Source organism: Streptomyces jeddahensis (assembly GCF_001642995.1).
Taxonomy (GTDB): Bacteria; Actinomycetota; Actinomycetes; order Streptomycetales; family Streptomycetaceae; genus Streptomyces; species Streptomyces jeddahensis.
On the sequence record NZ_LOHS01000044.1, the window covers coordinates 25,653 to 38,945 of the forward strand.

Genomic DNA, 13,293 nt, shown 5'->3' on the forward strand with positions numbered 1-13,293 from the left:
CCTGAATGCTCAGCGGTCGCCGCTGATGCCGTCCATGGGCAGCCACAGCACCATGTCCTGGGTCGCCTGGCTCACCCGGGAGCCGGCTGTGCCCAGTCCGTCCAGCTCCGCATCGCTCAACGCCCGGTCGTAGACGCGTACGTCGTCGATCGCGCCGGTGAAGTACGCCCGGCTGTCGAGCTTCTGGCCGATGTGCACGCCGAAGGGCGAGTTGCGGCTGACGGAGCCCGGTACGTCGGCGGTGCTGAACTGCGTACCGTCGATGGACAGCGTCAGCTGCCCTCCGCCGCGGCGCAGCGCCAGATGGTGCCACTGGCCGTCGTTGTACGCGCCCGTGGTGCGCACGGAAGCGGACGTCGGGGCCGCGGCGCCGTTGCGCGTGGTGATCAGCCCGGTGATGCGGTCCGACGCGGGCTCGCCGCGCAGCCACACCTGCGGCTGCGTCGTGCCGACCCCGCCCATCCACAGCAGCGGCTGCTCGCCGCTGGTGGCGGTGTAGCGGAACCACAGGGACGCGGTGAAGTCCCTGCTGCCGAGCGGGAGGCTGTCGCGATAGGGAAGTCGTACGGCGTCGTCCGCGCCGTCGAAGCCGACCGCGCCGCCGAACCGGCCCTTCGTCTCCTCCGCGCCCCCGAGTACGGCCGCGCGACGGGCCCCCGGCGCCAGGTCGTCGGTGGTCGGGTCGGGGCCGCGCCGCGGCTTCAGCCAGTCCTCGGTGAACCGGGCGAAACGGATCTCGTCCCGCGCGTCGACAGCCCCGCCCTCGTACATGAGGCCCACAGTGCTGTCGTCGATCCGCACCATGTCCGAGTAGCCGGACCAGTCGGTGGTCACGACCGTGCCGCGGTCGACGCTGTCCCAGGTACGGCCGCCGTCGTAGGAGGAGCGGATCATCATGGTCCGGCGGCGGTCCGGGTCGCCGGGGCAGGCGAGCAGCATCCGGTCGCCGAGCCGCAGCGTGGAGCCCTGCACCTGCGGGGTGTAGAGGTCCGGGATGTCGCGGAACGGCGTGGCGAAGCTGTCGCCGCCGTCGCGGCTCACGGTGTGCGTGCGGTGGCCGAGGTCGGTGCCGTCCTGTTCGCGGCCGCTGACGTAGATGGTGCCGTCAGCGCGCTCGGTGAGCGTCATCTCGGAGGGCTTCTGGCGGAACGTGCCGTCGTCGGCGATCGGCCAGGTGTCCCGGGCGCCGATCCTCCAGTGGTCGCCGCCGTCGTCGCTGACCATGAGCGCGGCGTGGTTGGCGGTGACGCGGCTGCCGTTCCACGTCTCGGCGTTGACGCCGAAGACCAGACGGCCCGCGTGCTTGCCGTGGGTCAGCTGGATGCCGTGCACCGGCCCCGTCGCGTACCAGGAGTTCCAGTCGTCCGGCAGTATCTCGTCGCTCAGGTCGCGGGGGGCCGACCACGTGAGGCCGTCGTCGTCGCTGTACTGCATGTGCGGCGTGCGGTCGCACGGCACGGAGCAGTTGCGGCCGTCCGTGCGGCCCGTGTTGTACGTCTCGGCGACGACGATCCGGCCGGTCCTGCGGTCCACGACGGGCGCCGGGTTGCCGTGGGTGTCGCCCGCGCCCTCGTTGATGACCTGCAGCGGCCCCCAGGTGCGGCCGCCGTCCGTGGAGCGCTTGACCACGAGGTCTATGTCGCCGGCGTCGCTGCAGTCGTTCACCCGGCCCTCGGCGAAGGCGACGAGCGTGCCCTTCGTGGTCTTCACGACGGCCGGGATCCGGAAGCACGCATAGCCGGGATCCTGCGAGGCCTTGAAGAGCACCTGCTGCTCGAAGCCGGCGGCCGCGGCTTCCGCCGAGCCCGCCTGCGCGTTCCCCGGTACGGGGATCGCGGCGACGGCGAGGGCCGACAGGGCGACGACGAGGACACGGAGCGATCTGAGGCGTACACGGACATCTGACGGCATGCAGCGACCTGCCCTTCATGTCATATGGACATCCCACGTCCAACGTGCGCCCTATAGAAGCTACTTGGACGTCTTCATGCCTCACAAGAACCGTGCGTCAGTTTGCACCCGTTCGCTGACGAAACGTCAGCGGCCGGGTGTACTCCGGACGATGCATCGTGCGTCGGGGTCCCCCTTACGGGGTGCGGGTACTGGGCCAGGGGCGCCCGCCGTCGTGGGTTGTGCCCACCCTCCCCCAGCTACCGCTGGGAGGTGCCCCCAGCCCTGCGGAACGATTGCCCACAACGGGAGCGGCTCCGCAGCGGCTGGCGCAAACTCCGGGCTCGCCCGACGACGTACGGCCTGGCGCCAGACCGAGGACGTACATCCCGGCGCGGCCCCGACCCACGCACCGGCAGGTGGCGAACCGCGACGGGCGTGAGGTCGCGAACGCTCCGACGCGCCCACCGCCGACGGCGGGCACCCGGGCCCGCCGCCTGTGTGCGCGATGTGCCGTCTTCGATTCGCCTGGGGTTAACCCGGCATTCTCTTCGATCCAATGAGGTGTCCCGAACGGGGGAACGGCCGAGGTGGCAGTGGGGCCAGGGGCCGAGGGATCATGATCAGGGAAAGGTGGCACCACCGTGCAGGACCCCCGTTGGGATGCCGTACGCAAGGGGCTGCGGCGCAGAGGCAGACTGCTGGGCGAGGCGCTCAAGCCGCCGGCCGGCAAGCCGCCGGCTCCCAGGCCCGCCCCGGAGCGGGGACTCGACGGGATTCCCGCCCAGCCTGATTCCGGCCCCGACGGCCCGCCGGTGGAACGCGCCCGCCGCCTCGTCGAGTCCCCGGTGTTCCTGCTCTCCTCCGTACGGTCCGGCTCCACGCTGCTGCGGGTCCTGCTCAACAGCCACGCGCGGATCCGGGCGCCGCACGAGATGCACCTGCGCACCCTCCACGTCCGCCAGGACCGCGACTTCACCGTCACGGCCATGCGCGAACTCGGCCTGGACCGCGAGGAGTTGGAGCACATGCTCTGGGACCGCGTGCTGTGCCACGCGCTGGAGCGCAGCGGCAAGGACCTCATCGTCGACAAGACCCCAGCCAACACCCTGATGTGGCCCCGGCTCCGCCGTGCCTGGCCGGAAGCCCGCTACATCTTCCTGATCCGCCACCCGGCCGCCGTCGTGGAGTCGCTCACCGCCCGCCGCCGGGACCCGGACCGGGACGCGATCCACGCCGAGGTCCTGCAGTACGCCGAGCGCCTGGAGGAGGCGCAGGAGGCCCTGGACGGCGTCACGGTCGCGTACGAGGACCTCACCGCCGACCCCGAGCGCGAGACCCGTCGCATATGTACCTACCTCGGCGTCGAGTGGGACGAGGCGATGCTCGACTACGGCTCGAAGGACCACGGCGACTTCCGGCCGCACATCGGTGACTGGAGCGAGAAGATCCGCTCCGGGCGCATTCAGCCCGCCCGTACGGCCAAGGACTGCGCAGACCTGCCGCCGCGCCTCAAGGAGATCGCCGAGGCCTGGGGCTACCTCACACCGGACGCGGCAGAGCACCTCCACTGAGCCGGCCTGCGCAGCCGGCCGCGGACAAGCGGCGTAAGTCCCCGGCCCGGCTGTCCGCGCATCTCACGCAGGAACGCTGCCCCAGGGGCCGGGACGGTCCGCCCGTTCGGCAGTCCGTCCCGGCCGCTGGGCGTCGCCGTCCACGGCCCGGAAACCCGTCATCGGGCGTCGCCGTCCGTGGTCCGCAGGGTGCCCGTGCGGGCCACGTCGGCATACCATGCGGCGCTGGCCTTGGGGATGCGCTTCCCGGTCGGGTAGTCGACGTAGACGGCGCCGAACCGCTTGCTGTAGCCGTAGCCCCACTCGAAGTTGTCCAGCAGGGACCACAGGAAGTAGCCGCGGACGTCGACGCCCGCCTCGATCGCCCGGTGCACGGCCGTGAGGTGGCCCCGCAGATACGCGATACGGTCCGGGTCGACGACGCGGCCCGTCGGGTCGACGTAGTCGTCGAAGGCCGCGCCGTTCTCGGTGATCATCAGCGGGAGTCCGGGGAAGTCGGCCTTCAGCCGCAGCAGCAGGTCGTACAGACCACTGGGGTCCACCGCCCAGTCCATCGCCGTCGTGTCGCCCGGCGGGCGGTGGAAAGCCACGTCGTCGGCGCCGGGCCAGGGGCTGTGGTCGCTGCGGCCGTGGCCGTCGGCACCGTGGCTGCCCTCGCCGGTCGCGGCCGACACGAGGGTGGGTGTGTAGTAGTTGACGCCCAGGAAGTCCAGGGGCTGGTGGATCTGGGCGGTGTCTCCGTCGTGCACGAAGGACCAGTCGGTGAGGCGGGCGGTGTCCTTAAGGAGGTCCTCCGGGTAACGGCCTTCCAACTGCGGGCCGGTGAAGATCCGATTGCCCAGCGCGTCGATGCGGCGGGCCGCCTCCTTGTCCTCCGCGCTGTCGGTGAGGGAGCGGACGTGGTGGATGTTGAGGGTGATCGACGTCTGTGCAGTGGCGGGGAGCTCCGCGCGCAACGCTTGAACCGCCTTGCCGTGCGCGAGGTTGAGATAGTGCGCCGCGCGCAGAGCCGCCACCGGATCGGTGCGTCCGGGCGCGTGCACCCCCGACCCGTATCCCAGGAAGGCGCTGCACCAGGGCTCGTTGAGGGTCGTCCAGGTCCTGACCCTGTCCCCGAGCGCTTGCGCGGCCAGCGAGGCGTACTCGGCGAACCGGTCGGCGGTGACCCGCTCCGGCCAGCCGCCGGCGTCCTCGAGCTCCTGGGGGAGGTCCCAGTGGTAGAGGGTGACGACGGGCTGGATGCCCTTGTCGAGCAGGGCGTCGGTCAGCCGGCGGTAGAAGTCGAGGCCCTTTTGGACCGCGGGGCCGCGACCGGTCGGCTGCACCCGCGACCAGGACAGTGAGAAGCGGTAGGCGCTCACACCGAGTTCGGCCATGATGCGGACGTCCTCGCGCCAGCGGTGGTAGTGGTTGCAGGCCACGTCCCCGGTGTCGCCGTTGCGAACCCTGCCGGGAGTGTGGGAGTAGGTGTCCCAGATGGAGGGGGTGCGGCCGTCCTCGGTGGCGGCGCCCTCGATCTGATAGGCGGCGGTCGCCGTCCCCCAGGTGAATCCCAGGGGAAACGTACGGGCGGCGGCGTTCTGCGGGGCGGGCTCGGCAGGTCGTGGCGCGGTGGTCACGGAGGTCCTTCCGGTAGAGGTGGTGAGAGGGAGGCGAGACGCGTGGATCGGAGGGCGTCCGCGGCGATTCGGACGGGCTCAGCCCTTGACCGCGCCCTGCATGATCCCGCCGACGATCTGGCGTCCGAAGACGACGAACATGGCGAGGAGGGGCAGGGTGCCGAGCAAGGCACCGGCCATGATCAGCGACTGGTCGCGTACGTACCCCGCGCTGAGCTGCGTGAGGGCGACGGGGACCGTCGGGTTGCTCATGTCCAGCACGATGTACGGCCAGAAGAAGTCGTTCCACGCATGCACAAACGTGATCATGAACAGCACGGCCATGGCCGGCCGTGCCACGGGCAGCACGATGCTCCAGAAGATGCGCAGCGAGTGCGCGCCGTCCACGCGGCCCGCCTCGACCAGTTCGTCGGGCAGGGCTTCGGAGAGGTACTGCCGCATGAAGAACACGCCGACCGCGCTGACGAGTGTGGGGAAGATGACGGCGGGCAGCTTCTGCCCCCACCCCAGCTCCGCCATCATCATGAACAACGGCACGACACCGAGCTGGGGCGGGATCATCATCGTCCCGATCACCAGCATCAGCAGGATGTTGCGGCCCCTGAAGCGCAGCTTGGCGAAGGCGAACCCGGCCAGCGTGGCGAACAGCACGGTGGACAGGGCGATCACCCCGGCCACGATGAGGCTGTTGACCATGGCCTTGCCGAGTGCTGCGTCCTGCCAGGCCTTGCCCAGGTTCTCGAACAGGTTGGGGCCCGGCAGGAAGGGCGGGGGCGTCTGCGTCACGCGTGTGTTGTCGCTCGACGCCGCCACCATCGTGAAGTAGAGCGGGAAGAGGGAGAACAGCGCGGCCAGGCCGAGCAGCACGTAGGTGACGGGCCCCGCGTGGTGCTGGCGGCCGGCCTGCTGACGCAGCGACAGACGCGGGCGGCGACGGCCGGACGGCGTGCCGTCGGACGCGGGACGGGGGCGTGCGTCCGCCGTCCGGACCGGGAGGCTGTCAGTAGTCATGGAGGTCTCCTGGTCAGGACCTGCGCGACAGGGCGCGCTTGAGGACTCGCTGGACGACGAAGACGAGGATGAGCAGCAGGAACATGGCCCAGGCGACGGTGGCGGCCCGTCCCATCTGGTAGTTCTTCCAGCCCTCCTCGTACAGCAGCAGACCCAGCGTCTGGTACTGGTTGTCCGCACCGCCCGTGATGCCGTTGGGACCCTGGCCGAAGATCAGCGGCTCACCGAAGAGCTGGGTTGCGCCGATCGTGGACAGCACGATGGTGAAGACGATGGTCGAGCGGATACCCGGCACGGTGACCTGGAGGAACTGCTGCCAGCGGGAGGCGCCGTCGATGGCGGCCGCCTCGTAACGGTCCCGCGGGACGGCCTGCATGGCCGCGAGGTAGAGCAGGGCGTTGTAGCCGGTCCAGCGCCAGATCACGATCGTGGAGATCGCCGTCTGCGCGGCCCACTTGTTGTTCTCCCAGTCGACGTGGTCCACGCCGACCAGGCTCAGCATCCAGTTGATCATGCCGAAGTCGCGCTCGAAGAGCATCGTGAACACGAGGGCCGCGGCCCCGACCGACGTCGCGTACGGAGTCAGGGCCGCGACGCGGAAGAACGTCGAACCGCGCAGCTTGTAGTTGAGCAGATGAGCGAGGCCCAGGGCCATCATCAGCTGCGGCACGGTGGAGATCACACCGATGGTGATGGTGTTGGCCAGCGCGTTCCAGAAGCGGTCGTCGTGCCACAGGGCCGTGTAGTTGTCGAACGCGACCCACTCCATCAGGTTCAGCGACGACATCTCGACGCGATGGAGCGAGATCCAGGACGTGTAGATCAGCGGGTAGAAGCTGAAGGCCGCGAAGACCACGAAGAACGGGGCGACGAACGCGTACGGCGCCCCGCGCAGGTCGAGGCGGTGCAGCAGGTTCCGCCGACCCTGGCGGTCCCCGCTCGCGCGGTTCCCGGCCGGGGGAGCGGTACCGAGGGCACCGCCCTGCGGCGTCGAGGTGGAGGTGGCCACCGGAAGGCATCCTTCCTTCGAAGCGGGTGGGGCCGATGGCCCGGCGGCCACGCGGGATGCGCGTCGCCGGGCGCCTGCGGCTAAGGTCGGAACGCTCAGCCGGCGGCCTTCTCGACACGTTCGACCGAGGTCTTCCAGGCCTCTTCGGGGCTCTTGTTCTGCGCCTCGATCAGCGTCAGTCCCTGCGAGAAGATGTCCTTGATGGTGCCGTCCTTACGGCCGAGCACCTGCTCGTCCGGGATCTCCTGGGCCGCCGTGCCGAAGATCTCGCCGATGGGCGCGCCGCTGAAGTAGTCGGACTTCCCGTCGGCCACTTCGGGGATCTTCAACGCGTCCTCGGACGACGGGAAGTTGCCGAGCTTCTCGAAGATGTAGGCCTGCTGCTCCGGTGCCGTGAGCCAGGCGACGAGTTCCTTCGCCTCCTTCTTGACCGGGCTCTGCTCCATGACGCCGAGGAACGCTCCACCCCAGTTGGCGCCCTGTGGTGCCTTGGCCACGTCCCACTTGCCCTTGTTCTTCGGCCCGGCCTTCTCGCTGATGTGGGCGAGCATCCAGGCGGGGCAGACCGTGCTGGCGAACGTGCTGTTGGCGAGGCCGGGGTCCCAACCGGGCTGGAACTGCCGGAGCTTGGCGGTCAGGCCAGACGTGGCCGCATCGGACGCCAGGCCCCAGGCATCCTTCACCACCGGGTTCTTCGCGTAGATGAGCTCGCCGCTCTTGTCGTAGAACTGCTCCGAACTGCCGTAGATCATGGCGTTGAACAGGCCGCTGGAGCTGTCCATGAAGGCGACCTTGCTCTTGGTGTTCTTCTTGAAGCGCTTGCCCGCCTCGACGTACTTCGACCAGTCGCCCTCCCAGAGCTTCGCGACCTCGTCGCGGTCGGTGGGCAGCCCTGCCTCCTCGAAGAAGTCCTTGCGGTAGCAGACCGCCATCGGGCCGATGTCCGTGCCGAGCCCGATCACCTTCTTGTCCGGTGCGGTGACCTGGCTGAGCTTCCAGGGCAGGAAGTGGTCGGTTCCGGAGACGTCCGAGAGGTCGACGAACTTGTCCTTCTGCGTGTCGACCAGTTCCTTGGCGCGGCCGATCTCTATGCCCTGGATGTCCTTCAGGCCGCTGCCGGCGGCCAGGTGCGTCTGGAGGGCGGTGTAGTAGGTCTGCTCGTCACCGGCGACATCCGCCTTGATGACGATGTCCGGGTGCAGCTTCATGTACTTCTCGAGGAGTCCGGTCTCCTTGAAGCCCATGACGCCGAAGAGCCCCATGGTGATGGTGACCTTGCCGTCCTTCCGGCCCCCGCCGGTCCCCGTGTCGCTGCCTCCACTGCAGCCCACGACCATGCCCAGGGCCGTCACAGCCGAGACTGCCCCCACGACTTTTGTACGCAACTGCCTGCGGACCCTGCTCATTCCGTCCTCCTAGCGGCGGCGTCGACGCGCCGGAACTACCAGCCGTTACGGCCCGCTCAGCGGCCCGATTTCTCTACTGGGTACGTTCCCAAACGTGGATGGGAACGTGCCCACCAAGGTTCCCGAAGCGTCTCCGTCACTCAACTCCCGTGTCAAGGAGAAGAACTGACTTTCTTTCAGAAGATGTAGGCTGAGCCTTGCCGCCAAGGGTGACGGAACCCCGTCACGCGTCTGGCACAATGCCCAGCTGAACGCCGTCCCCACGGCACGGCGGCGAGGGAGGAGCCATGGGGGGAAGGCAGCGGCCGACCATCAAGACCGTGGCCGCGCGCGCCGGGGTCGGGCGGACCACCGTTTCACGAGTCATCAACGGCTCTGAACTCGTCAGTGAGAAGGCCAGGGCCGCTGTACTGGCCGCCATCGCCGAACTCCAGTACGTCCCCAACTCCGTGGCCCGAGGCCTCGTGACGAGCAAGACCAACTCGGTGGCCCTGGTCATACCCGAGTCGGAAAGCCGCCTCGGCTCGGAACCGTACTTCTCGGCGGTCATCCGCGGTGCCAGCGCCGCCCTCGCCGAGACCAGGACGCAGCTGCAGCTCGTGCTCGTCCGTGACCAGCAGGAACGCGACCAGCTCACCGAGTCGGTCGCGGAGCGCCGCGTGGACGGTGTGCTCCTGGTATCCGTACACGAGCACGATCCCTTGCCCGGGCTCCTCGAGGACTTGGGGCTGCCCACCGTCCTGGCCGGTCGCCGCGGCCCCCGCGAGTCGCTGACCCACGTCCACTCGGACAATACGGGCGGGGCAGCGGCAGCCGTTCGCCACCTGCTGTCACGTGGACGCTCGAAGGTGGCCACGATCACCGGGCCGCTGGACATGGACGTGGCTCGCAGCAGGCTTCAGGGCTGGCGGGAGGCCCTTACGGAAGCGGGCCGTCCGGCCGGGGATGAGCTCGTGGCCACGGGCGACTTCACCGAGGAGGGAGGCGGGATCGCCATGCGTTCACTTCTCGAACATGCCCCGGATCTGGACGCCGTGTTCGTGGCGTCCGACGTCATGGCCGTCGGCGCCATGCTGGAACTGCGCCGGGCCAGGCGCCGCATCCCGGACGACGTGGCCGTGGTCGGCTTCGACGACTCCATCATCGCCCGCCACAGCTACCCGCCCCTCACCAGCGTGCGCCAGCCCGTCGAGGAGATCGGCAGCACCATCGCCCACCTCCTCCTGGAGGAGATCAACGACTCCGAAGCGCCGCGTCGGCACGTTGTGCTGCCCACTCAGCTTGTGGTGCGCGAGTCGTCGTGAGCCGAACGGTCCGACCGGGACGACGGTGCCTCCCGCCGGGTGGACGAGCCGACCGCCCCTGCGGGCGGCTTCTCTGCCGCTGCTGAGCACGAGTGACTGTGCGCGGCCCCGCCGACCCGGGTGCTCGCCGACGTCAAGGTGGGTCGAGGACCGGGCGTTCGGGCCGTCCTCCCCACAGCGGTGCACTCGGGAAGGAAGGCACGTCAGCCGACACCGGAGGTGCACGTGTTGCTCACAACAGTGCGCGTGTCGCTCGCAACAGCGAACCGGGCGTGGCGAGGCCCGGCCGGCGCAGGGGGCGCTCCCCGTCGGCCGGGCCCCGGCGCCGTGCAGCGGGGAGCCGGTCAGCCCTGGGCGGCCGCGGCCCGCAGGGCGATGCGGTGCTCACCCGCGTACACGTTCATGGAGGAGCCCCGCAGGAAGCCGACCAGCGTCAGCCCGGTCTCGGCGGCGAGGTCGACGGCGAGCGAGGAGGGGGCGGAGACCGCGGCCAGGACCGGGATGCCCGCCATCACGGCCTTCTGCGCGAGCTCGAAAGACGCCCGTCCGGAGACTAGGAGGATCGTGCGGGACAGGGGCAGGCCGCCGTTCTGCAGGGCGCGCCCGACCAGCTTGTCGACGGCGTTGTGGCGGCCCACGTCCTCACGTATGTCAAGGAGCTCGCCGTCCTCCGTGAAGAGCGCGGCCGCGTGCAGGCCCCCGGTCCGGTCGAAGACCCGCTGAGCGGCGCGCAGCCGGTCGGGGAGGCTCGCGAGCAGCTCGGGTTCGAGCCGGACCGGGGGAGCGCCGCTGTCGCCTGCGTCGTCGATGGGCCAGCGGGCGGTGGTCCGCACCGCGTCCAGGCTCGCCTTGCCGCACAGGCCGCAGGAGGAGGTGGTGTAGACGTTGCGTTCGAGGGTGATGTCGGGGACGGCCACGCCCGGCGCCAGCTTCACATCCACCACGTTGTACGTGTTCGAGCCGTCCTGCGTGGCTCCCGCGCAGTAGACGATGTTCTGCAGCTCGGCCGTCGTGCCCAGCACGCCCTCGCTCACCAGGAAGCCCGCCGCGAGCGCGAAGTCGTCGCCCGGGGTGCGCATGGTGATGGCGAGGGGCTTGCCGTTCAGCCGGATCTCGAGGGGTTCCTCGGCGACGAGTGTGTCCGGGCGGGTGCTCACGGCCCCGTCCCGGATCCGGATCACCCGCCGTCGTTCGGTGACGCGTCCCATGTCTCCATCAGCCCCGATCAGTGCCGGATCAGTCCCGATCAGTCCCGGTTCTGTACGTGCTGGTAGCCGAAGCGGCCCTTGATACAGAGGTTGCCGTGGGTCACCGGGTTGTCGTGCGGCGAGGTTACCTTCACGATCTCATTGTCCTGCACGTGCAACGTAAGGTTGCAGCCCACTCCGCAGTACGCGCACACGGTGGTCGTCTGCGTCTGGGCTGACTCGTCCCAGGTACCCGCCGCCCGCATGTCGAACTCCGACTTGAACGATAGGGCTCCCGTCGGGCACACCTCGATGCAGTTGCCGCAGTACACGCACGCCGAGTCGGTCAGCGGGGCGTCGTGCTCCACGGCGATCCGGGCGTCGAAGCCGCGGCCCGAGACGGAGATCGCGAAGGTGTTCTGCCACTGGTCGCCGCAGGCGTCCACGCACTTGTAGCAGAGGATGCACTTGTCGTAATCGCGCACGTACAGATCGTTGTCGATCTTCGGTTCCTCGTTGAGGCGGGCCGCGTCCGGGCCGAAGCGGTCCGGTTTCGCCTCGTACTCCTTGATCCATTCGGCGACCTTCGGTGTCGTCGACAAGTCGACCGATGAGGCGAGGAGTTCGAGGACGATCTTGCGGCTGTGGCGGGCGCGTTCGGTGTCGGTGTGCACCTCCATGCCCGGCTCGGCCTTGCGCGAGCAGGCCGGGGCGAGGGTGCGGGCGCCCTCCACCTCGACAACGCATACGCGGCACGCGTTCTTGGGGGTCAGCGTGTCGCCCTGGCAGAGGGTGGGGATGTCCTTGCCGGCGGCTCGGCAGGCGTCGAGGATCGTCGAGCCCTCGGGGACCCGGGCCTCCTGCCCGTCGAGGGTGAACTCCACGAGGCGGCGTGGCGGGCCCAGCGGTATCGCGGTCATGTGTACGCCCCCAGGTGGTCGATGGCGGATTCCACGGCTTGCAGGGCTTCCAGGGCGGTCATTCGTACGCCCCAAGGCGGTCGATGGCCGACTCCACGGCGTTCCAGGCCGTCTGGCCCAGACCGCAGATCGAGGCGTCCCGCATGGCGCGGCCCACCTCGCGCAGCAGCGCGATGTCGTCGGCCGCGGCGGCACCCGTGCGTTCCGCGATCCGGTGCAGCGCCTCCTCCTGGCGGACGGTGCCCACGCGGCACGGAACGCACTGGCCGCACGACTCGTCGCGGAAGAACTCCGCGATGCGGAGCAGGATCCGCGGGAGCGGGACGGTGTCGTCCAGCGCCAGGACGACACCGGATCCGAGCGTCGTACCGGCCTCCCGGGTGCCCTCGAAGGTGAGCGGGATGTCCAGCTCGTCGGTGCGTACGAAGCCGCCTGCGGCGCCGCCCAGCAGCACCGCCCGGAGGTTGTCCCGCTTGCCCGCCAGGGTCAGGAGGTCGCCGAGCGTGGCGCCGAACGGCAGCTCGTAGATGCCGGGGCGCTCGACGCTGCCGGAGACGCAGAACAGCTTGGGGCCCGTCGATTTCGCTGTGCCGATCGCCGCGTACGCCTGGGCGCCCATCGTCAGGATCGGCAGGACGTTCACGAGGGTCTCGACATTGTTCGCGGCCGTCGGCTTGCCGAACAGGCCCTCCTCGACGGGGAACGGGGGCTTTGAGCGGGGTTCTCCCCTGTACCCCTCGATGGAGTTGAACAGGGCCGTCTCCTCACCGCAGATGTACGCGCCCGCGCCACGGCGGATCTCGATGTCGAAGGCGTAGCCCTGGCCGAGGACGTCGTCGCCGAGGAGGCCACGCGCGCGTGCCTGCTCGATGGCGTGGGTCAGCCTGTGCAGGGCGCGTGGGTACTCGCCGCGGAGGTACAGGTAGCCCCTGTGCGCGCCGACCGCGTAGCCCGCGATCGTCATCGTCTCGATGAGGGCGTACGGGTCGCCCTCCATGATCACCCGGTCCTTGAAGGTGCCGGGTTCGGATTCGTCGGCGTTGCAGACGAGGTAGTGGGGGTGGTCGGGCTGGGAGGCCGTGGCCTGCCACTTCACGCCGGTGGGGAAGGCGGCGCCGCCTCGGCCGACGAGGCCTGCGTCGGTGACTTCGCGGATCACGCCTGCCGGGCCGATGGCGAAGGCCCGGCGTAGGGCTTCGTAGCCGGCGTGGGCGCGGTAGTCGTCCAGCGAGTACGGGTCTACTGTGCCTATGCGGCGGAGGAGGATCAGGTCGGGGTGGCCGGCCTGGGGGACGGCCATGGCGGCGGGGGGTCCGGCGGCGGCGGCTTCCGGGTTTTGAGCGGCGGCTACGGCGGAGGCGATGGTGGCGGGG

The 13,293-nt window shown here is 69.8% G+C and carries 10 protein-coding genes; 2 read left to right on the forward strand and 8 right to left on the reverse strand.

All coding sequences use genetic code 11. The features are described from left to right. Positions 1–9 precede the first annotated feature (9 nt). Complete coding sequence (locus tag STSP_RS06100; RefSeq protein WP_067273107.1) at positions 10–1,911, reverse strand: sialidase family protein; 1,902 nt, start codon at positions 1,909–1,911, stop codon at positions 10–12. A gap of 623 nt (positions 1,912–2,534) precedes the next feature. Between STSP_RS06100 and STSP_RS06105 the strand changes: the two genes are divergently transcribed. Beyond that, complete coding sequence (locus tag STSP_RS06105; RefSeq protein WP_067273109.1) at positions 2,535–3,464, forward strand: sulfotransferase family protein; 930 nt, start codon at positions 2,535–2,537, stop codon at positions 3,462–3,464. A gap of 158 nt (positions 3,465–3,622) precedes the next feature. Here STSP_RS06105 and STSP_RS06110 read toward each other — a convergent pair whose 3' ends face one another. The 4 genes from STSP_RS06110 to STSP_RS06125 all read right to left on the reverse strand — a co-directional run bounded on the left by STSP_RS06110 (position 3,623) and on the right by STSP_RS06125 (position 8,509). Next, the gene (locus STSP_RS06110) at positions 3,623–5,083 is read right to left on the reverse strand and encodes a GH1 family beta-glucosidase (RefSeq protein ID WP_067273112.1); all 1,461 of its coding nucleotides are present in this window, start codon (positions 5,081–5,083) and stop codon (positions 3,623–3,625) included. 78 nt (positions 5,084–5,161) lie between these two features. Then, positions 5,162–6,094: a carbohydrate ABC transporter permease gene (locus tag STSP_RS06115; protein WP_067273115.1), complete on the reverse strand. Its 933-nt coding sequence runs from the start codon at positions 6,092–6,094 to the stop codon at positions 5,162–5,164. 13 nt (positions 6,095–6,107) lie between these two features. After that, the gene (locus tag STSP_RS06120) at positions 6,108–7,103 is read right to left on the reverse strand and encodes a carbohydrate ABC transporter permease (protein WP_067273118.1); all 996 of its coding nucleotides are present in this window, start codon (positions 7,101–7,103) and stop codon (positions 6,108–6,110) included. Positions 7,104–7,198: 95 nt separating this feature from the next. Then, entirely contained in the window at positions 7,199–8,509 is a 1,311-nt protein-coding gene (locus STSP_RS06125; protein ID WP_067273120.1) for an ABC transporter substrate-binding protein, read from the reverse strand. Positions 8,510–8,796: 287 nt separating this feature from the next. Between STSP_RS06125 and STSP_RS06130 the strand changes: the two genes are divergently transcribed. Further along, positions 8,797–9,813: a LacI family DNA-binding transcriptional regulator gene (locus STSP_RS06130; RefSeq protein WP_067273123.1), complete on the forward strand. Its 1,017-nt coding sequence runs from the start codon at positions 8,797–8,799 to the stop codon at positions 9,811–9,813. 344 nt (positions 9,814–10,157) lie between these two features. On the opposite strand, the gene fdhD is transcribed toward STSP_RS06130, so the two are convergent. The 3 genes from fdhD to STSP_RS06145 all read right to left on the reverse strand — a co-directional run. Further along, positions 10,158–11,021, reverse strand: coding sequence for a formate dehydrogenase accessory sulfurtransferase FdhD (gene fdhD / locus STSP_RS06135; protein WP_067273127.1), 864 nt, complete (start codon positions 11,019–11,021; stop codon positions 10,158–10,160). Positions 11,022–11,059: 38 nt separating this feature from the next. Next, positions 11,060–11,920: a 2Fe-2S iron-sulfur cluster-binding protein gene (locus tag STSP_RS06140; RefSeq protein ID WP_067273130.1), complete on the reverse strand. Its 861-nt coding sequence runs from the start codon at positions 11,918–11,920 to the stop codon at positions 11,060–11,062. A gap of 58 nt (positions 11,921–11,978) precedes the next feature. Further along, on the reverse strand, positions 11,979–13,293 hold a 1,315-nt coding region (locus tag STSP_RS06145), incomplete at its 5' end, for a complex I 51 kDa subunit family protein (RefSeq protein WP_067273138.1).

Coding starts and splice junctions, on each gene's coding strand:
- STSP_RS06100 (WP_067273107.1), bottom strand. CDS start 1,911: ATGCCGTCAGATGTCCGTGTACGCCTCAGATCGCTCCGTGTCCTCGTC.
- STSP_RS06115 (WP_067273115.1), bottom strand. CDS start 6,094: ATGACTACTGACAGCCTCCCGGTCCGGACGGCGGACGCACGCCCCCGT.
- STSP_RS06125 (WP_067273120.1), bottom strand. CDS start 8,509: ATGAGCAGGGTCCGCAGGCAGTTGCGTACAAAAGTCGTGGGGGCAGTC.
- STSP_RS06130 (WP_067273123.1), top strand. CDS start 8,797: ATGGGGGGAAGGCAGCGGCCGACCATCAAGACCGTGGCCGCGCGCGCC.
- fdhD (WP_067273127.1), bottom strand. CDS start 11,021: ATGGGACGCGTCACCGAACGACGGCGGGTGATCCGGATCCGGGACGGG.
- STSP_RS06140 (WP_067273130.1), bottom strand. CDS start 11,920: ATGACCGCGATACCGCTGGGCCCGCCACGCCGCCTCGTGGAGTTCACC.